Consider the following 19,247-nt stretch of genomic DNA (forward strand, 5'->3'; position numbering starts at 1 on the left):
TGGTTTGGGCCGACAGGATAAGGCATCGCACGAAGAAAAGTGATTTCATTTTCCGACGATGTTCACGAACTTAGCGTTTGTTTTTATCAGTAGGGGGTAAGGAAGCCTCCCACTTGTAGAAGTATTCTCTTTTTGTACATGCACTAAAAGTGTATGCTGGACAAGATGAAATATGAACAAAAATAAGCACGGGGATCATCGTAAATGGTGATCTCCGTGCCATTTTTGTTCAATGGTGCAGCTTATTTCATGATTAAAAAGTACATTTATGTATCGTTATCATCTTGTAAACGATCAAAAAATAAATCTGCTTCCTCTTGATCCAAGAATTCTTCTTCATTTTCAAACAGATCAGGTAATTCACTAATATCGTTTAGACCAAAATAGTCTAGAAATTCTTTCGTTGTTCCATATAGGATGGCTCTTCCTGTTCCGGACGCTCTGCCTACTTCCTTGATTAATCCCTTAGCCATCAACGTTTGAAGAGGCCTTTCTGTTTTAACGCCTCGAACTTCTTCTATTTCTGTTCTTGTAATGGGTTGTTTATAAGAAATAATTGCTAATGTTTCTAAAGCGGCTTGTGATAACGTACTTACACCCGGCGTTGTTGCAAGTTTTTTTAAATATCCAGAATGGCTCTTCTTCGTCGCCAATTGGTATGTTCCTGCAAGCTCTACTAGCATGATGCCGCGATCTTCGTTTTCTTCATAGCTTTGCTGCAGTGATGCAATCGTTTCCAGAGCTTCATATTGACCGATTTCCATCACTTGCATAATCTGTTTTAATGAAAGCCCTCCATCTCCTGCAGCAAATAATAAACTTTCTAAAATCCCATTTAATTGATTGCTATTCAAAAAAAAGGTTCCTCCTTTTCATACTTGTTCTAACGACTATCCATTTAAGTGCTGCTGCCTTCGTATATTTTCTATAAAAAGAAGTGACAACTTGGGACTTGAACCACCTCTTGTATTAGTCTAGTCATTAGCATTTTTTTTCTGCTTATTCGCTCGTCATTCTTGTACATCTTGCTCATCTCCTGCAAGAGAAAGATAAAAATCTGTAAAATTATTTTCTTGCTCAACAATGATTTCATTGCGTTTCATTAGCTCTAAAATTGCTAAAAACGTAACAACGATTTGTTCCTTCTCGAAGTGAGGAAAAAAAGAAAAGAAACTTTTCCTTTTCCTATTTCTTTTTAAATCGGTTAAAATATCAGCCATTTTCTCTTCAATTGAAATTTCTTGTCTGGCCACTTTTGTCGTCAATGGCTTTTGTAATTGCTTCCGTCTTAACAGCTTATGAAAAGCGCCAAGCATATCATGAATTGTAACGTCAAGTTTGGCAGGCGCCAATTCACTCGTATATTCCGATAAATCGCTGGAAGGCTTCGTATATATTTGCTGTCGCTCTTCTTCTCGTTCCTTTAACTGCTTTGCCGCTTCTTTATATTTTCGATATTCCATTAAACGTTCGACAAGCTCTTCACGTGGGTCATCTATCGGTTCTAAATCAATATCTTCATCTAACACTGCTTCCTCATTTTTCGGCAGCAGCATGCTGCTCTTTATTGCCAATAATGTTGCAGCCATTACGAGATATTCACTTGCAACATCTAATTGAAGCTCCTTCATTGTATGAATATAAATGAAATACTGTTCAGTTATTTGCGCCATTGGAATATCATAAATATCAATTTCAAAACGATTAATTAAGTGCAGTAAAAGGTCTAATGGTCCTTCAAATACATCTATCTTTACATTATATTCCAAAATCATCACCATTTCTTGTATCAAATTTTCTTCCAACTCATCTCATTTTGTTCTACAAAAGGGTAGAACTCGATCAATGTCCAAGAAGAAAACAAATGGAGATGCTGCTCCCATGAATAGGCGATCCTTCAGCGATCCTTCAGCTCTCCTTCATCTCTATTGTCTTTTATAAGCACGTGGTATTAGAGGGTGTTATGCAAAAAGTCTAAATCAAAGTGATGACAGAACTTTTTCTGCTCTTTAATCAGCAGCGTTATACAGATGCAGTCTTTAGCTATCCGCCCTTTTTGAACACCACTATTAGTATAGTGGAAGGAGAATTCGATTCCAATAGAAAAATCATTTTTCTAACATCAAGATAGGCTGCGGCCTATACATTTCTAGAATGCCTACATAGAATACAATGAAAGTATAAGTTAGGAGGTATTTTTATGGGAGATGGAGGTTTTGGCTACGGCGGTGGCTTTGCATTGATTGTTGTTCTGTTTATTTTATTGGTCATTGTTGGAAGCGCCTATATTTGTTAATAAAGTGAAACTTCCATCAGTGGGGGTTTTCTCCATCCCCCACTGATGGTTAGTTGAACCAATCGGACATTTACTGGCAGTTGTCCCCACCTAGCGCTTCTGATTCCTCTTACTCTTGAGGTGGGGGTCTTACTGCCAGTTAGATGTGGGATATATGAAATTGGCTGGGGGATTCACTCCCCCAAGAATTTTGTTCATAAGTTACATACAAGGCGAGCAAAAAAGCTTGGAATTACTCTTCCAAGCTTTTTACTTGCAAAAAATCACATTTATCAAAAAATGCAGCCGTATGTTCAGTTGGAACCAACTTTTTGTCTTGGTAAATTTCCTGAAGCGATTTTAGCATATTTTTTCCGATTCCCTCGTCTCGATGGGATGGATTGACAGAAATATGTTGTATTTCAGCAACTTCTTCACTTAAAATAACACCAATTAATCCGATGATATCCTCATCATCTTTCCATAAAAACAATTGCCATACTTCTTCAGTTTCATAAGACTTCATCGTTTGCTGTAATTTTTTTATGTCTTTTTCATTTGGCATAAACGACAAAAGACCCATAGCAATTTTTTCAAAGGCTTTTTTATACCTAATTAACATCTAAAATCCCTCGTTATAGATATTGCAGTGATTAACTGCTGTGCTTCCATTATTCACATACTCCCCGGAAAATAAACATTCTCATGCTTTACAGTTACCCTACAACCTTCCAAAAGAAATAAATAGCCCCCCATGCCAGAGAAATAAGTAAAATGATAATAAAAAGTATGATATTTTTTTTCCTCAACAAGTGCACTCCCTTTATATTATACATATAATCTCTCAAAAATGTTCTTCCTCATTTTGAACATGTACATGAAATGAATATACGAAAAAGTGAGCATTTAGTTCGGGATCGTTGTTTTTAGCTTTATATCCAGCCTCGCCATGTCCTCATAGCTTTCCCGTTTTACTACGAGTGTATCTTTGCCATTCTCGACGAAAACAACTGCAGGTCTTGGGATTCGGTTATAATTATTCGCCATTGAATAACCATAGGCTCCTGTACAAAAAACGGCCAAAATATCATTTTGCTTTGTTTTCGGCAATGGCAAATCCCATATTAACATATCGCCAGTTTCACAGCATTTGCCAGCAATCGATACCGTTTCTTCTGATTCAGCAAGCGGCCGGGATGCTAAAACTGCTTCATATACTGCATTGTATAGTGCAGGGCGAATATTATCGCTCATACCTCCGTCAACAGAAACATATTTTCGAACTTCAGGTATGTCTTTACTAGACCCGATTGTATAGAGCGTTGTTCCTGCTTCTCCAACAAGTGAACGGCCTGGCTCAATCCAAATTTCCGGCATTGTCATATGAGAAGCTGCCATTAATTTTCTCACTTCATTTACGATCGCTACAACATATTGTTCAGGAGCAAGCGGCTGATCCTCTTTCGTATAACGTATCCCGAAACCGCCGCCTAGATTTAAAACTGCTGGTTCATATTGATATTTCTTTTTCCACTCAGCTAATTTTTGAATAATTTTCTGTGCTGCCACTATAAAGCCTGTTGCCTCAAATATTTGTGATCCAATGTGGCAATGGACACCGAGAAGCTTAAGGTGGCCAGATTGAAGCGCCCTGTTTAAAGCAGCTTCAGCTTGGCCATTTTGTAAATCAAAACCAAACTTAGAATCTTCCTGTCCTGTTAAAATATACTCATGTGTATGCGCTTCAATGCCTGGGGTTACCCGTAGTAAAATCGAAGCCTTTCGATGTTGATTTTTACATAAATCTTCAAGTAATTCAAGCTCGTGGAAATTATCTACGACAATACAGCCAATGTCATAATCTAAGGCCATTCGCAATTCAGATTCACTTTTGTTGTTTCCATGAAAGTGAATCTGCTTTGATGGAAAATCTGCCGCAATAGCGGTATACAGTTCTCCTCCTGAAACGACATCTAAAGACAGACCTTCTTCCTTTACAATCTGACACATTGCGATAGATGAAAATGCTTTGCTTGCATAAGCTACTTGTGCTTTGACTTGAAGCTTTTCGAATGCGGATTTAAATGCCCTCGCTCTTTCCCGAATGAAAGCTACATCATATACATATAGAGGGGTGCCGTATTTTTGCGCCAATAATAATGTATCCACCCCGCCGATTTCTAAGTGACCACTGTCATTCACTTTCATATTGCCAAAAAAGTGCATCTCTTTTCCCCTTTTCTTTTCCAAGATTCTTGCTGTTTGTCTCATTTGTTTTATAAACAGAAGAGACAGCTGTCAAAGTGACAAACTGCCTATTTTTATCCGTCCCGATTCGCGTGAAATAATGTTTACTTTATCATAGAAAAGTCCTTTTCGCAATCATTGTGGCTAAGATTTCTTTGGCTGTCTATATAAGTTCCGCGGCTGCACAATACTTGGCCTACGCTGGATGCTCGGAACTGCATGCCTCAAGAAAATTTGCATAAAAGCTTGCGGATTAAAAGGCATGAACGGCCATAAATATGGGACGTCTAGAACACGTGTTTTTACCAAGTACAAAATAAAAATGGTTGTGGCAATAACGAATCCAGGCAGTTTAAAAAAAGCAACCGCAAATAAAAGCAGCATTCTGACAATCTTATTTGCCACGCTAAGTTCATAGCTTGGTGTTGAAAAGTTGCCGATGGCAGCAACAGAAACAAATAAGATTACTTCTGGGACAAAAAGTCCTACCTTTACAGCAATTTCTCCAATTAAAACAGCTGCAATCAATCCCATTGCCGTTGATAAAGGAGTCGGAGTATGAATTGCTGCAATCCGCAAAAAGTCAATGCCAATATCGGCAAGGAACAATTGGATGATCAATGGGACATCCGCTTGTTTATTTGGACCAATAAAATCGAGTTTCTCTGGTAAAAGTGATGGGTCAAGTGTAAACAAATACCATAATGGCAATAAAAATAGTGAAACTGCAACACCTAAAAAACGAATCCATCGAATGAGCGTTCCTACTGATGGTGCTTCCCGATACTCCTCCGCATGTTGAAGATGATGAAAAAAAGTTATTGGCGTTATGATGACACTTGGTGACGTATCTACAAAAATAAGAACATGTCCTTCTAATAAGTGGTTGGCAGCTACATCAGCCCTTTCTGTATAACGAACTAACGGATACGGATTATACCCTTGCTTTAATAGATACTCTTCAATCGTTTTCTCTGCCATCGTAATTCCATCAATTTGGATAGCTTCCAGCTCTTTTTTTATTGTTTTAACAAGGTCTTCATTCACAATATCGTCGATGTATCCAATGACAACGTCTGTTTTTGAACGCTCTCCAACTTTTAACGTTTCAAAACGCAGACGTTCATCTCTAATACGCCGCCGTGTTAAAGCTGTGTTTACAATAATATTCTCTACATATCCATCTCTTGAACCTCTGACAACTTTTTCAGTATCAGGCTCTTCTGGCTCTCGGCCTGGGTAGCTGCGAACATCTACAACAAGCGCTTTCTCTTCTCCTTCAATAACCACTGCTATAAGTCCTGACAATACTTGGTCTACCAATTCGTCGATCGTTTTTACAGGATTGACAGACTGATGAATCAAGCGATTTTGGATGATTTCATATATTTTAGATGATTGCCTCTCATCATCATTTATTTCTACCAATTCTTGAATGACTTCTGTCGTAAGCAGCGGATCAGTCAAGCCATTCACATAATAAAGGTGTATATCCTTCTTTAAAATTTTCAGCTGCCTTACTCCAATGTCGAAACTCGTTCCTAATCCCATCCGTTTTTTTAAAATGGCTTCGAGATCTTGGGGAAGTTTTGGAATTGGCTCTTTTACACTTAAATCACTGGTTTCCACTTATTCTCTCCTCCTTTACATATCATCATCATCAGTACTGCATAGTATGTACTGAAAAAAAGCAGCTATGCGAAGTATTCATTAAGGAGTATTCATTAATGGGATATGGATTATCCAAATTAAAATGATTCACAATAAAAGAAGTGACTCAAAAGAACGCTATTGCCTTCTTTTGAGTCACTTCTTATACATCCATATATTCCTTCATTTGTTCCAATATTCGCTTTTCCAAACGAGAAACTTGTACTTGGGAAATGCCAAGACGTTCAGCTACTTCCGATTGGGTCTTATCCTTATAATATCGCAAAAAAACGATTAAACGTTCCCGTTCAGTAAGACCACGGATCGCCTCCTCCAGCACCATTTTATCAAACCATTTCTGATCTTGTTGATCTGCAATTTGATCTAGCAAGGTGATGGGATCGCCGTCTTTCTCATAGACTGTTTCATGAATGGAAGATGGCAATCGTCCGGCTTCTTGTGCCATAATGACCTCTTCCATCGTCACATTCAAATGTTCGGCAAGTTCTGTCACAGTAGGAGAGCGTCCATACTTTTTTGAGAGCTCGTCTCTTGCTTTACGAATTTTATTTCCCATTTCTTTTAAAGAGCGGCTTACCTTTACTGTGCCATCATCGCGAATAAAACGTTGAATCTCGCCAATAATCATTGGTACTGCGTAGGTAGAAAACTTGACATCGTAAGAAAGATCAAATTTATCCACAGATTTCAAAAGGCCGATGCAGCCGATTTGAAAAAGATCATCTGCTTCATAGCCTCGATTTATAAAACGCTGGACAACTGACCAAACTAAGCGCATATTTTTTTCCACAAGGGTATCACGAGCTTTAGGATCACCAGCCTGGCTTTGTTTGATCAATTGCTTGACTTCATTGTCCTTTAAATAGGTCTGTTTTTCTCCTTTTTTAAGCTCAACATCCACAGGCACCACCCCTTAGTTACATAACGTCTTGTTTTTCGTTAAATGCTTTTTGAGGCGGATTGTGGTGCCCATGCCTTGGTGTGATTCTACCTCTACCTCATCCATAAAGTTTTCCATAATCGTAAAACCCATTCCCGAACGTTCTAATTCAGGTTTTGTCGTATACAATGGTTCTCGGGCTTGTTCAATATCTTGAATGCCAATGCCTTCATCACGAATGATTAGATCAACAAAGTCATCTTCGATCACCGCAGAAATATAAACTTGTCCAGCCGGATTTCCTTCATAGCCATGGATAATCGCATTAGTCACTGCTTCAGAAACGACTGTTTTGATCTCTGTCAATTGATCAATGGTTGGGTCCAACTGAGCAACAAAAGCGGCAACTGTTACACGTGCGAACGACTCATTTTGACTAAGAGCACTGAACTGTAATTGCATTTCATTTCTCATTTATGCAACCCCCAATCGTTGTAGTGCATATTGCTCCGAGGCTTCCAATCGGATAATTTTAAACAAGCCAGATAATTCAAATAAACGCTGTACCGGAGGCGAAATAGCACATACAACCATTTCTCCTTTTTTTTGCTTAATCTCCTTATATCTCCCTAATACAACCCCTAATCCTGAGCTATCCATAAAAGACAAATTCTTTAAGTTTAAGACAATGTGGTCAATATCATGCATCTCCATTTTTTCAGAGACACTTTGGCGAAGCTTTTCCGCTGTATGATGATCTAGTTCACCATCAAGACGAATACATAAAACCCCTCTTTTTACTTCTAAGTCAATCGTCAGACTCACTAGCCTAGCCTCCTCTATGTCTTTTCTCATATATGTGATCAAGCAGCTGCCAATACAAAGTCAACAATGGGTTGCTTCCTTTGCATGATTTCATTGATCACGATGATTTTGTTACTAGGAAGTGATTTCTCTCTTCGTTAGACTAATTCCTGCCGCATGACAAAACTAGAAGAAATTCGCCAAAGTTAGTGAATTTATGCATCCATTTTCGTAAAATGCCCAAGAACCCGTTTATAAAGCTGCCACCAGTTTGCTTTCTTCACATCCTGTGCTGCCACAATCTTACTTTCTAAGATGATTTCACCTTTTTTTTCAAACTTTATCTTTCCAATAACTTCGCCTTTTTTAATTGGTGCTTTCACATTTTTAGGGATGTCTAATTTTTTTGTAACGTCGTTTAACTTTTCCCCTTTTTTAGTTAATAGTGACAATTGCTCATCTGTCATTGTTTGCAGCAATTTTTTATCACCTTTGCTCACTTTGATTTTTGAAAGCTTCGCTCCTTTGTCATATAACTTATGAGTTTCATACTGTGAAAAAGCGAAATCTAACATTTTTGTTATTTGTGCATTTCTCGTTTTTGGGTTTGGTGCGCCAAAAACGACTGCAATCACACGCATTCCATTTTTTTTCGCAGTAGCAGTCAAACAATACTTCGCTTCACTTGTAAAACCTGTTTTCAAGCCGTCAACACCTGGATAAAAGCGAACAAGCTTGTTCGTGTTTACAAGCCAAAATTTATTGTCTGTATCTTCTCTTAAATAACGCTCATATAAGCTTGTAAAATCAGTAATTTTCTCATATTTCAACAGCTCTTTTGCCATAACAGCCATGTCATATGCAGAACTATAATGATCTTTTGCCGGAAGTCCTGTCGTATTTTGAAATTTCGTATTCTTTAGCCCAAGCGCCTTAGCTTTTTGATTCATCATTTTAACAAAGGCTTTTTCACTTCCGGCTATTCTTTCCGCCAATGCTACAGATGCATCGTTAGCCGAACCAATCGCGATACTCGCAAGCAAATCTTTTACAGTCATTTCTTCACCAGGCTCGAGAAATATTTGCGAGCCTCCCATTGAAGCAGCATATTCGCTGGTTCTAACTTTTTCTTCCATTTTTATTTTTCCTGACTCCAGTGCTTCCATAATTAAAAGCATCGTCATTACCTTTGTCATTGATGCTGGTGATAACTGTTCTGTACTATTTTTATCGTATAAAATAGCTCCTGTATCCCGTTCAATTAAAATAGCAGACTTCGCTTCATAAGCGAGCTCTTCGCCTTTTTCATCTGCCAAAACAGTAGGAGCAATACTTAGAAATAACAAGAAAGTACATAGGAGTATGACAATTTTTTTCATTGAGAACCCTCCATTTTCATCTTCATTAGCGGAAATATTATCCATAAACCCATTTTGTCCATCAACTTTGATTTTATACACTGCTGTTTTAGGATGATATCAATGAAAAAAATAAGAAAAAGTATGTTATCCTATTTTTATACTCAATTTGAGTACTAATTTAACAAAAGAGGGAGAAGTCATATTATGAGCTGGAGTCAACAAGTAGTCTCAACAGACCGCGGCACTTTTGAAGTTTTTGTTTCAGGAGCAGGTGACCCGATATGTATTAGTCATCTCTATGAAGCATTTAGCGAGAAAGGGGATGCTTTTGCAGAACACTTCACTAAACATAAAACCGTTTATTTAATCAATTTAAAAAATGCTGGAAACTCAGATAAAGTAAAAACAAAGTCGGAACTGACCATGCGCGAAACGATAAAGGACTTAGAAAGTATCAGAATCGCTTTAGGTCATGAAAGATGGTCTTTTGCCGGCCATTCCACAGGCGGATTTTTAGGTCTTTCTTATGCTATTACCTTCCCAGAATCTTTTGAATCGTTTATTATTTCTTGCTCTGCGCCATCGAAAGAGTTTATGAAAAATGAACAGTGCCTTTACAATCCGAAAGGCAAATTCGGAAATGAATACATGAAAATCTTTTTGACCTTATTTTTTCCGTTTTCTACAAAAAAACAAAGAACACGTGCTTTAAGAAAGTGGATTGAATATTCTTTGCATAGACCTGAGAAGTACGATCAATATTTTTCTTCAAATGACCAATCAGAATCGAAAACGATTGGAAGCCGCATAAAAGCTTATATTAAAGATTTACAGCATTATGATGTTCGAAAAGAATTGCCGCATATCCGTATACCTACTTTAATTTTATGTGGAGAACACGATGTACAGTGTCCAGCTATCTATTCAAAAGAAATGCATAAACTAATAACAAATTCAAAGTTGACTATTTTCAAAGAAAGCAATCATTTTCCATACATTGAAGAAGCGGAAGCATACCAAAGAGAGATTAAGCTCTTTTTTGACAGCATCGATAATGGAAGTAAGAGCTTTTAAGAAAGAGTAAAAAGTTAAAAAATAACGTAAGGAAATTTGCTGTAGTTTGGAGAGTTGCCACGAATTTAGAGTCCATTGTCCTTTTCCTTACTTATTGAGAAGCAAACAATTAACTCTGAGACGGCTTCCCTTATGTGAAATCCGTATAAATGATACAAGAGGAAGGTCCCTAGACAAGACGATTTATCGAATTACATCATCTGTTAAAAACATTTCAAAAAACTACTATTTTCCCAGTGTCAAAATCCATTACCATCATTTCATTCACTTTATCCAGCCTTAATGTTTGCTAAATACGCCGAACCAAGTAAAATTATTCACATCCTTGATGAGCATTTGGAAAAATGTTAGGAAGGTCTATCACTCTTCAGAAAACATACGAGGAAAGAGGGATAAAGTGAAACTTCCATGAGTGGGGTTTTCTCTCATCCCCCACTCATAAAATAGAACAATCGAAAACCAAGTAGACCACACTTAACCGTAAAGACTACGGGGTTAACCTGCTATATAACCGTAGGTATAGGAATCCCACACGTCAAGTGTCGTGGGTCATTCAATTATAATATCTCTTTGTAAACGAGTGGAGGTGCTGCTTGCTTTTGCTTTGAAATACGGATGCTCGCTTTCAATTTTTCTTTGACATCATCAACATTTTCACGATTGGAATGAATAGAGACAAGTACATCTCCCGGCTGAACTTGATCGCCTATCTTTTTATGCAAGACAAGCCCTGCTGCTAAATCAATCGTATCATCAAGCTTTGTTCGTCCTGCTCCTAATAGCATGGCAGCCTCTCCGATTTGATTAGCAATAAGCTCTGAAATATAGCCATCTTCCTCTGCTGAGAACTCTATTACATATGCGGCCTGCGGAAGCTTCGATAGGTCGTCTACAACTGTCCCATCTCCACCTTGTGATTCAATAAAGCGTTTAAAAGTTGTAATCGCAGAACCATCTTTAATCGCAGTTTCTAATTTTTCCCGAGCACTGTCTATTGTTTCTGCTTTTCCTGCCATGTAAACCATGTGGCTTCCAAGTGTAAGACATAACTCTGTCAAATCCTTTGGTCCATTGCCCCTTAGTGTGTCAATCGCTTCATTTACTTCTAAAGCATTGCCAATTGCATTTCCTAAAGGTTGACTCATATCAGATATGACCGCCATTGTCTTCCTTCCAACATGATTCCCAATTTGTACCATCGTTTTCGCAAGCTGCTGTGCTTCTTCAACAGTTTTCATAAATGCACCTGCACCCGTTTTTACATCTAAACAAATGGCATCAGCACCAGCAGCAATTTTTTTACTCATAATTGAACTAGCTATGAGAGGAATACTATCCACTGTTCCAGTTACATCTCTTAGTGCATAGATTTTTTTGTCAGCTGGTGTAAGATTGCCACTTTGTCCAACGACCGCGATTTTGTTTTCATTCACAATTTGAATAAATGCTTCCTTCTCTAATTCAACATGAAAACCTTTAATCGCCTCTAATTTATCGATCGTACCGCCTGTATGACCCAACCCGCGCCCGCTCATTTTGGCTACAGGAACCCCGACTGACGCTACTAGTGGACCAAGTATTAATGTTGTTGTATCACCAACACCTCCAGTTGAGTGCTTATCGACCTTCACACCTTTAATCTCTGAAAGATCAATCGTTTCGCCTGATTGAACCATTGCCATTGTTAAGTCGGCACATTCCTGTTCACTCATTCCTTTAAAATAGATCGCCATTAAAAGTGCACTCGCTTGATAATCTGGAATGGCTCCCTCTGTATAGCCATGAATAAATTGCTGAATCTCCTCAGCCGTTAATACTTGACCTCCGCGCTTCTTTAAAATCAAATCAACCATTCTCATTCTCTCTCACCTCGTAATTTCTATCTCTTTCACAATTGCGTTTAGATAGCGAATAAAGTCAGCTCTTACTTTGTCAGTTGTTTCGATTACTTCTTCATGCGTCAGCGGCTCATCTAGGATTCCAGCTGCCATATTTGAAATACAAGAAATTCCCAAAACCTTTAAACGAGCATGACGAGCAGCAATGACTTCTGGTACTGTTGACATTCCCACTGCGTCGCCGCCAAGTATTCTAGCCATTTTTACTTCTGCTGGGGTTTCATAGACAGGGCCAGTATTGCCAACATATACCCCCTCCTGAACTTTCATCTCCATTCTCTTTGCAATCTTTTTCGCTAATTCCCTTAGCTCCTGGTTATATGCTTCTGACATATCAGGAAAACGATCTCCAAATTGTTCTATATTCGGTCCAATCAGCGGATTTCCTCCCATAAGATTAATATGATCGGAAATCAGCATAAAATCTCCAGGTGTATACTGTTCATTGATGCCGCCAGCAGCATTGGTTACAATTAACATTTCAACACCTAACTGTTTCATTACCCTAACAGGAAAGGCAACTTCTTGAAACGAGTACCCTTCATAATAATGAAAACGCCCTTGCATCATGACAACTTCTTTTCCATTCAACTGGCCGAACACAAGTTGACCCGCATGGCCTTTTACAGTTGAAACAGGAAAATGAGGGATTTGATCGTATTTAATCTTTAGTGGGTTTTCGATTTCATCAGCCAAGATGCCAAGACCCGACCCTAAAATAAAGCCAAGACTAGGAACTTGCTGATATTGCTTCTGTAAAAATGCTGCTGCCGCTTCTACTTGTGAAAAATTCACGTGTTTCTCTCCTCACTATCAGTGCTTTTACACCTTTTATTCATCTTTCGACTTCGCATATCGATCTCATAAAGTGCTTCCTACTGATTCTTTTTTGTCCTATCAAAAATAATGACTCAATGGAATCGTTTATACAAATATTTCTTAATCGATAAAGTACTTTCATTACTTCAATTCATCCAAAAAACTAGTTCCATGTTTCGGTAGTTGAACATGAAAATTATCAGCGATCGTTGCGCCAATATCAGCAAATGTTTCTCTAATAGGAAGTTCCTTGCCAGATTGAAAGCGTGTCGAATACACAAGTAAAGGTACATATTCACGTGTGTGGTCCGTTCCTGGATGTGTAGGGTCATTCCCATGATCAGCTGTAATAATTAATAAATCATCTTCTGTCATTTTTTCAAATACTTCTGGCAGGCGAGCATCAAATTCTTCCAGTGCCTTTCCATAGCCAATCGGATCGCGGCGATGTCCAAACATTGCATCAAAATCAACGAGGTTAGCAAAGCTGATGCCAGTAAACGATTTGTCGAAGGTTTGAATGAATTTATCCATTCCATCTTTATTTGAAGTCGATCGAATTGCTTCAGTAACTCCTTCTCCATCATAAATATCAGAAATTTTCCCAATCGCAATAACATCAAGTTGTGCATCCTTCAATTCATTCATCACTGTTCGTCCAAATGGTTTTAGTGCATAATCATGGCGATTAGGCGTGCGCTTAAACTGTCCTGGCTCTCCAATAAAAGGACGAGCAATAACACGGCCCACCATATATTTCTCATCTAATGTGAGCTTACGGGCAATTTCACAAATCTGATACAGCTCTTTCAATGGTATAATCTCTTCATGGGCGGCAATTTGCAGGACAGAATCAGCCGATGTATATACGATCATCGCTCCAGTTTCCATATGCTCTTTTCCGAGTTCTTCAATAATAGCTGTTCCACTTGCAGGCTTGTTGCCAATAATATTTCTGCCAGTTTCTGCTTTTAGCCTATTTAATAACTCTTCAGAAAAACCTTCTGGAAACACTTTAAAAGGTGTTTTTATATGTAAACCCATTATTTCCCAATGGCCTGTCATCGTATCTTTGCCGTTCGATGCTTCTTTCATCTTGGTAAAATAAGCGAGTGGTTTTTCAGCTCTATCAATTCCTTTTATTGCACGAATATTAGAGAGTCCCAATTTACCCATATTTGGCATCTTTAAGCCATCCATTTTTTCTGCTATATGTCCCAACGTATCAGAGCCAGTATCAGCAAATAATGCAGCATCAGGCGCTTCACCAATGCCTACTGAGTCCATCACTAATAAATGAATTCTTTTAAATGTCGTGTTTTTCATGCTATGTCCTCCCTGTGGAAAAAAATGAGAAAATATCTTCCTACTTCTATCATACATTTTTCTTTTTCATTTACCAAGTATGATGTCTGACGTCTTGTTTTTTTTACGAACTTTTACTTCCATTACACATCAAATTCGTAAAACAAAAATAAAGTGAAGCTGCCAATTAGATAAATGGAGTTTCACTTTACGCTCGGGGATGAAATGTCGTATAGACATCTTTCAGTCTTGTTTTTGTCACGTGGGTATAAATTTGTGTAGTGGAAATATCCACATGGCCAAGCAATTCCTGAACAGCGCGCAAATCTGCACCATTTTCTAATAGATGTGTTGCAAAAGAATGCCTAAGCATGTGGGGCGTTAATGGTTTTTCGATTCCTGCATCTACAGCAATTTTTTTCAATATCTTCCAGAAACCTTGTCTTGACATCGCTTTGCCATGATGATTCAAAAATAGCGCATTTGAACGATGTTTGGCAGAACGAAGGTGTGGACGTCCATTGACTAAATACGCTTCCATTACTTTAATTGCTGTTTGTCCAATTGGAATAATCCGTTCTTTATCCCCTTTGCCTATACATCTTACAAAACCCATAGCCAAATGGAGGTCATCAAGCTTCATCTGAATCAGTTCGCTTACCCTCATCCCCGTCGCATAGAGGAGTTCCAACATCGCACGGTTGCGAAGGTCAAAGGGGGAATTTGATTTCGGCGCTTCCAGTAAAGCCTCTACTTCAGACAAGCTTAAAACTTTTGGCAAACGCTGCTCTTGCTGTGGTGTTTCTAAATGAACAGCAGGATCTTGCTCACATATCTTTTCTCTCAGTAAAAATTGATGAAATGCTCTGATCGAAGCTACATGACGGGCCAATGTCTTCGCTGATTTGCCATTTTGCTTTAAATGTCCTAAAAACTGCAGCAAATGCGTCCTGTTTACTTCGTTTAACGACTTAAGCAGTTCTACTTTTTGAAGATATGCCGCATACGATCTTAAATCTCTCTCATAGGAAACGATTGTATTTTTCGCCAAGCCTTTTTCAACCGTTAAATAATGAACAAAATCTTTTATATGATCTTCCATCTACCTTACTCCCCATTTACATAAAAAAGTAAAAGACGCTCTAGCCAGCGAGGTTTCTCTATACTTTGCTGCTGAAAAACTTTTATTGATCTTCCCTCTGGTTCGTCATAGCGATGATAATTTTCATATTCCTGATTCATCCATATCATACCATAGTAAAAAAGGATTGTGCAGCCTAGGAATAAAATAAACACTTTTACTGTTTGAAACATTATTTTGATAAAAGTGTACATTGTTTTTCGTTCCTCCTCACTATTTTCATTTATTCAGAGATTAACTTCATTATTACAACATATGACATTTACAAGCAATTTTATACATGTCTTCAAGTGATTGTTTCAAACTTTATAAATAAAGTCTTTGCACGTAATAAATTGGTTGCGCTTATCTATTAAATAGTCACGTACAGTAACAAAAGTTTGATTGCTTCCAATGCCAGTAAACCGTTTATGATTAAAAACACATTGCGGTTTGAATAATAGCATCATTTTATCTGTAACATTATACCAATGAGTTCCTCCTCATTGGTATTTTTACTTATGATGTACAAACAGTTTGTTCATATCACTATACGATAGCAACATTTTTAGATTTCATTTTTTATTCGTAATTACTATTCCAGTTTGATTAAACGGCTCGTTAAATAGTTGCGCCGTCTTTCAATGTAATCGTAAATGACCTCTGGTTCTTGATCAAACATCTCAATATTGTCTTTCTCAAAAGGGTCCATTAAAACTGATGGGCGGATTAAATTGTAAAGATATTCTACCTTTGGTTTCATGTATTCTATTGTAAATTGATGATCCATGATTTCTTCCAACAATTTTTTATATTGTTTTCGAAATTGATCAACATCAAGTATGCGTGCTGTCAACGAATTAAACCCTTCTATCCGAACGTAATCAGCATCCATTATTTCTCCATTTATATCCCTTCCCCAAGTCGCATCATAATCCCACGGAATCATTTCGAACAATTCTGTTTCACCATTTCGATATATTGCATAGTTATGAACAAAGCCATCATAGTTTTGCGTAAAGATAATTCCAGCTAACCAGCGCAAATATTTATTTATATCAATAAACTTTATGATTTCTGTTTCAAAGTCGGCTTTAGAAATGGTATTTACTTTATAAATCATTTCTTGTAAATAATAATCATCTAAAGGCGTACCACATTTTCTTTCATAGCCAAGTTTCAGCGATTTTTTTGCCTCGTGATCAAGTTCGCTCATGAGTGAAAAATTAGCATCCCCATCAATTGCATAAAAAATAGCACCGTTTGGCAGTTTCCGTTTTGTCAAAAAGTTCTCATCTACCGATTCTAACTCCAAATATACCCCTTCTTTTTTTCCATTTAGCGTTAAAAAGACATGTTGAGAGTGGGGCGATAATGTTCCAATATCTTCAAAAAAATCGAAAGATAATTTATTTCTAATGAGAGAAGGATCTTTATACTCTGCATTTAAATGAATCTCCTTAGCACCACGGTAACGATTAGGTTTATAAAAGGAAATATGATAGGATTTTTTTGAAAAATCTCGAATATGCTCTCCGCGATATACAATATCAATGTCATATTTTTTTTTATTTTTCGTTAAGATTGCAGGAACTGGCTCATCATTCCAAATATCTCTTTTAAGTTCCATTAAGTCCATGGGATTAATAAAAAGTTTATATAAAGGCAATTCTGATTTGTTTTCCATTATAATATTCCCTCCTTGCTGTTAATCGTATGAAAAAATGAAACATTTGCCACATAGACAGAAAACCAATTTTCAATAATTGAGCGGATGCCTCACGCAGAAATATACCAGTCCACGTACCTTATATTAAGAAAAGGGATACAGAATCTTATTTTGAAAATAAAGTACAGTCTCCCTTTTTAAAAAAAAAGGAGGTTTAATAAATGAGCTATATTTCCAGTGATGAAATACAAAGAGCTGCAGATGACTTAATTTCATCAGGATCTGATGATTTTATGTTTCAAGGTCCTAGTCGAAGAGGGCGTACAAGACGGTGTACATCAAGACGAAGAACGACTAGACGACGGAGAACGACTATACGATGCAGAGTACGCTGTACGCGGAGACGCAGAACTTCTGGATGTCGGAGAACGACTAGAAGAAGAACGACTAGACGCAGAACAACCAGACGACGGAGAACTTCTATTCGTTGTAAAGTACACTGTACAGTAAGACGGAGAAGAAGAAGTTCTAGCTGTCGGAGAACAACTAGAAGAAGAACGACTAGAAGAAGAACGACTAGGAGAAGAAGAACTTCTATACGATGTAGAGTACGTTGTACAAAGAGGAGAAGATCTGGTCGCAGAACATCTAGACGCAGGACTACTTTTAGAAGGAAAAGAAGTTTTTGGAGAGATGGAAACATGTGGGACTATCGATTAAGCAACGAGTAATTTTTTAAAAAGACAATAGAGTAAGAGGGAATGTGAAGAAAACTGTTAAATTTCCCTCTTATTTTTTTTTTCGTTTCATTCCTTCTAAAAAAAATTATCTATATAACTTTTCCTCAACTTGCACTTATTACATACACCATTTTAATTATCTTATTCTTCTTTTCTCCTTATGATAAGAAGTTTTTTCAATGTATAAATCATCCCTGCTGTTTTTCTCGATGATCAAGTACAGCTTTAAATGAGGTTGGATCAATCAATAGCTTCAACAATCATTTCAGAATTCTCGCATCAATTTTTGAAGTGATTTTCCTACAATGTATATTTAATTTTTTGCAAAGCACACCTTCAAAAATAATATTCATACGATATACCATGAAACATTGGTTAATGGAAGGATGATCAAAAATGGGCGATCTCCTTCTTTATGATCGGCACACTAGTCTATTTTTAAGCATAAGATGAAATGAAAATAAGTGAGGAGGGTTCGCTCGAATGGCAGAATGTAGAGAGATTATTACAAAAGCGGTTGTTGCGAAAGGGCGGAAGTTTACAAAGTCCAATCATACTGTAAAACCGCCAAACCACCCATCGAGCATTTTGGGCTGTTGGATTATTAATCATAAGTACGAAGCACGAAAAATTGGCAAAAAAATAGAGGTATGTGGTTCTTATGATATTAATGTTTGGTATTCTCATCATGACAATACAAAAACATCTGTTGTTACAGAAAAAGTTGAATACACAGATGTAATCAAACTGAAATATCGTGATTCAGACAGCTTGAACGATAAAGAAATATCGGCACGAGTACTTCAGCAGCCAAATTGCTTGGAAGCAGTAATATCTAAAAATGGCAACAGAGTTATTGTGACAGTTGAAAGAGAATTTCTTGTTGAAGTGATTGGAGAAACAAAAGTTTGCGTCGCTATACATTCCGATGGGTGCAGTAGTGATGATGATGATGAAGATTGGAGCACAGACTTGGACGATGAAGAATTAGAGGAAATAGATCCTCATTTCTTATCAGAGACAGAAAAAGATGAGAAGGATTAACAGGGGGAAGAACAATAATAGGCGTTCCATACTAGGGTACACAGGATCTCAGGCTATTAGATAGATGTAATGAAAAGCCTAGAAGCTTTCGAAACCTCAATACAATTTAGGAAAGGAGATCGCTGCACGAAAAAAGTTGTGTCTTCTCTCCATTATGATATAACAACAAAACTAGGGAGAGGACTTCCTAGTTTTTTTCATTGCTGAATAGAAAATATCCCCCCATCATTCCTTCGAGACTATATAAAAAGAGGTTGGGACAAAACCCACCTCTGACATGAAAAAGCCGGTGAAATTTTACGACGAGTAAAATTTCACCGGCTTTGATAACTTTTGCATT

The 19,247-nt window shown here is 37.5% G+C and carries 19 protein-coding genes; 4 read left to right on the forward strand and 15 right to left on the reverse strand.

What is annotated here, in order from left to right:
* Positions 1 to 266 precede the first annotated feature (266 nt).
* Both scpB and J2S08_RS18565 read right to left on the reverse strand, forming a co-directional pair.
* The gene (gene scpB / locus J2S08_RS18560; protein ID WP_307232204.1) at positions 267 to 854 is read right to left on the reverse strand and encodes an SMC-Scp complex subunit ScpB; all 588 of its coding nucleotides are present in this window, start codon (positions 852 to 854) and stop codon (positions 267 to 269) included.
* Between the two features lie 156 nt (positions 855 to 1,010).
* Positions 1,011 to 1,775: a segregation/condensation protein A gene (locus J2S08_RS18565; protein ID WP_307232241.1), complete on the reverse strand. Its 765-nt coding sequence runs from the start codon at positions 1,773 to 1,775 to the stop codon at positions 1,011 to 1,013.
* A gap of 425 nt (positions 1,776 to 2,200) precedes the next feature.
* On the opposite strand from J2S08_RS18565, the gene J2S08_RS18570 reads away from it, so the two are divergent.
* Positions 2,201 to 2,296, forward strand: a complete 96-nt coding sequence (locus tag J2S08_RS18570) for a YjcZ family sporulation protein (protein WP_307232206.1) — start codon at positions 2,201 to 2,203, stop codon at positions 2,294 to 2,296.
* A 232-nt stretch (positions 2,297 to 2,528) separates the two neighbouring features.
* On the opposite strand, the gene J2S08_RS18575 is transcribed toward J2S08_RS18570, so the two are convergent.
* The 7 genes from J2S08_RS18575 to J2S08_RS18605 form a co-directional block, all read right to left on the reverse strand.
* Entirely contained in the window at positions 2,529 to 2,897 is a 369-nt protein-coding gene (locus J2S08_RS18575; protein ID WP_307232208.1) for a GNAT family N-acetyltransferase, read from the reverse strand.
* A gap of 284 nt (positions 2,898 to 3,181) precedes the next feature.
* On the reverse strand, positions 3,182 to 4,501 hold the full coding sequence (gene lysA, locus J2S08_RS18580; protein ID WP_307232209.1) for a diaminopimelate decarboxylase: 1,320 nt from the start codon (positions 4,499 to 4,501) through the stop codon (positions 3,182 to 3,184).
* A gap of 165 nt (positions 4,502 to 4,666) precedes the next feature.
* A complete protein-coding gene (locus J2S08_RS18585) occupies positions 4,667 to 6,151 on the reverse strand; it encodes a spore germination protein (protein ID WP_307232211.1) in 1,485 nt (494 codons plus the stop codon).
* Between the two features lie 184 nt (positions 6,152 to 6,335).
* Positions 6,336 to 7,094, reverse strand: coding sequence for an RNA polymerase sporulation sigma factor SigF (gene sigF / locus J2S08_RS18590; protein WP_307232213.1), 759 nt, complete (start codon positions 7,092 to 7,094; stop codon positions 6,336 to 6,338).
* 12 nt (positions 7,095 to 7,106) lie between these two features.
* Positions 7,107 to 7,547, reverse strand: a complete 441-nt coding sequence (gene spoIIAB, locus J2S08_RS18595) for an anti-sigma F factor (protein WP_307232215.1) — start codon at positions 7,545 to 7,547, stop codon at positions 7,107 to 7,109.
* The gene (gene spoIIAA / locus J2S08_RS18600) at positions 7,548 to 7,898 is read right to left on the reverse strand and encodes an anti-sigma F factor antagonist (protein WP_307232216.1); all 351 of its coding nucleotides are present in this window, start codon (positions 7,896 to 7,898) and stop codon (positions 7,548 to 7,550) included.
* A 194-nt stretch (positions 7,899 to 8,092) separates the two neighbouring features.
* A complete protein-coding gene (locus J2S08_RS18605; RefSeq protein ID WP_307232218.1) occupies positions 8,093 to 9,256 on the reverse strand; it encodes a D-alanyl-D-alanine carboxypeptidase family protein in 1,164 nt (387 codons plus the stop codon).
* 186 nt (positions 9,257 to 9,442) lie between these two features.
* Here J2S08_RS18605 and J2S08_RS18610 point away from each other — a divergent pair, with 186 nt between their 5' ends.
* On the forward strand, positions 9,443 to 10,312 hold the full coding sequence (locus tag J2S08_RS18610) for an alpha/beta fold hydrolase (RefSeq protein ID WP_307232220.1): 870 nt from the start codon (positions 9,443 to 9,445) through the stop codon (positions 10,310 to 10,312).
* 557 nt (positions 10,313 to 10,869) lie between these two features.
* Here J2S08_RS18610 and J2S08_RS18615 read toward each other — a convergent pair.
* The 6 genes from J2S08_RS18615 to J2S08_RS18640 all read right to left on the reverse strand — a co-directional run bounded on the left by J2S08_RS18615 (position 10,870) and on the right by J2S08_RS18640 (position 17,141).
* Positions 10,870 to 12,171 (reverse strand): pyrimidine-nucleoside phosphorylase, encoded by a 1,302-nt coding sequence (locus tag J2S08_RS18615; protein WP_307232222.1) that lies wholly within the window; start codon positions 12,169 to 12,171, stop codon positions 10,870 to 10,872.
* Between the two features lie 6 nt (positions 12,172 to 12,177).
* Positions 12,178 to 13,005: a purine-nucleoside phosphorylase gene (locus J2S08_RS18620; RefSeq protein ID WP_307232224.1), complete on the reverse strand. Its 828-nt coding sequence runs from the start codon at positions 13,003 to 13,005 to the stop codon at positions 12,178 to 12,180.
* Between the two features lie 165 nt (positions 13,006 to 13,170).
* A complete protein-coding gene (gene deoB, locus J2S08_RS18625; RefSeq protein ID WP_307232225.1) occupies positions 13,171 to 14,355 on the reverse strand; it encodes a phosphopentomutase in 1,185 nt (394 codons plus the stop codon).
* A gap of 187 nt (positions 14,356 to 14,542) precedes the next feature.
* Positions 14,543 to 15,436, reverse strand: coding sequence for a site-specific tyrosine recombinase XerD (xerD, locus tag J2S08_RS18630; protein ID WP_307232227.1), 894 nt, complete (start codon positions 15,434 to 15,436; stop codon positions 14,543 to 14,545).
* A gap of 5 nt (positions 15,437 to 15,441) precedes the next feature.
* The gene (locus J2S08_RS18635) at positions 15,442 to 15,669 is read right to left on the reverse strand and encodes a YqzK family protein (RefSeq protein WP_307232229.1); all 228 of its coding nucleotides are present in this window, start codon (positions 15,667 to 15,669) and stop codon (positions 15,442 to 15,444) included.
* 380 nt (positions 15,670 to 16,049) lie between these two features.
* Positions 16,050 to 17,141 (reverse strand): CotH kinase family protein, encoded by a 1,092-nt coding sequence (locus tag J2S08_RS18640; RefSeq protein ID WP_307232231.1) that lies wholly within the window; start codon positions 17,139 to 17,141, stop codon positions 16,050 to 16,052.
* Positions 17,142 to 17,408: 267 nt separating this feature from the next.
* Here J2S08_RS18640 and J2S08_RS18645 point away from each other — a divergent pair, with 267 nt between their 5' ends.
* Together J2S08_RS18645 and cotE are read left to right on the forward strand one after the other, a co-directional pair.
* A complete protein-coding gene (locus tag J2S08_RS18645; RefSeq protein WP_307232233.1) occupies positions 17,409 to 17,633 on the forward strand; it encodes a hypothetical protein in 225 nt (74 codons plus the stop codon).
* Positions 17,634 to 18,346: 713 nt separating this feature from the next.
* Positions 18,347 to 18,907, forward strand: a complete 561-nt coding sequence (gene cotE / locus J2S08_RS18650) for an outer spore coat protein CotE (protein ID WP_307232235.1) — start codon at positions 18,347 to 18,349, stop codon at positions 18,905 to 18,907.
* Positions 18,908 to 19,247: the final 340 nt, after the last annotated feature.

It is taken from the genome of Bacillus chungangensis, from assembly GCF_030812995.1.
Taxonomy (GTDB): Bacteria; Bacillota; Bacilli; order Bacillales; family Bacillaceae_C; genus Bacillus_CF; species Bacillus_CF chungangensis.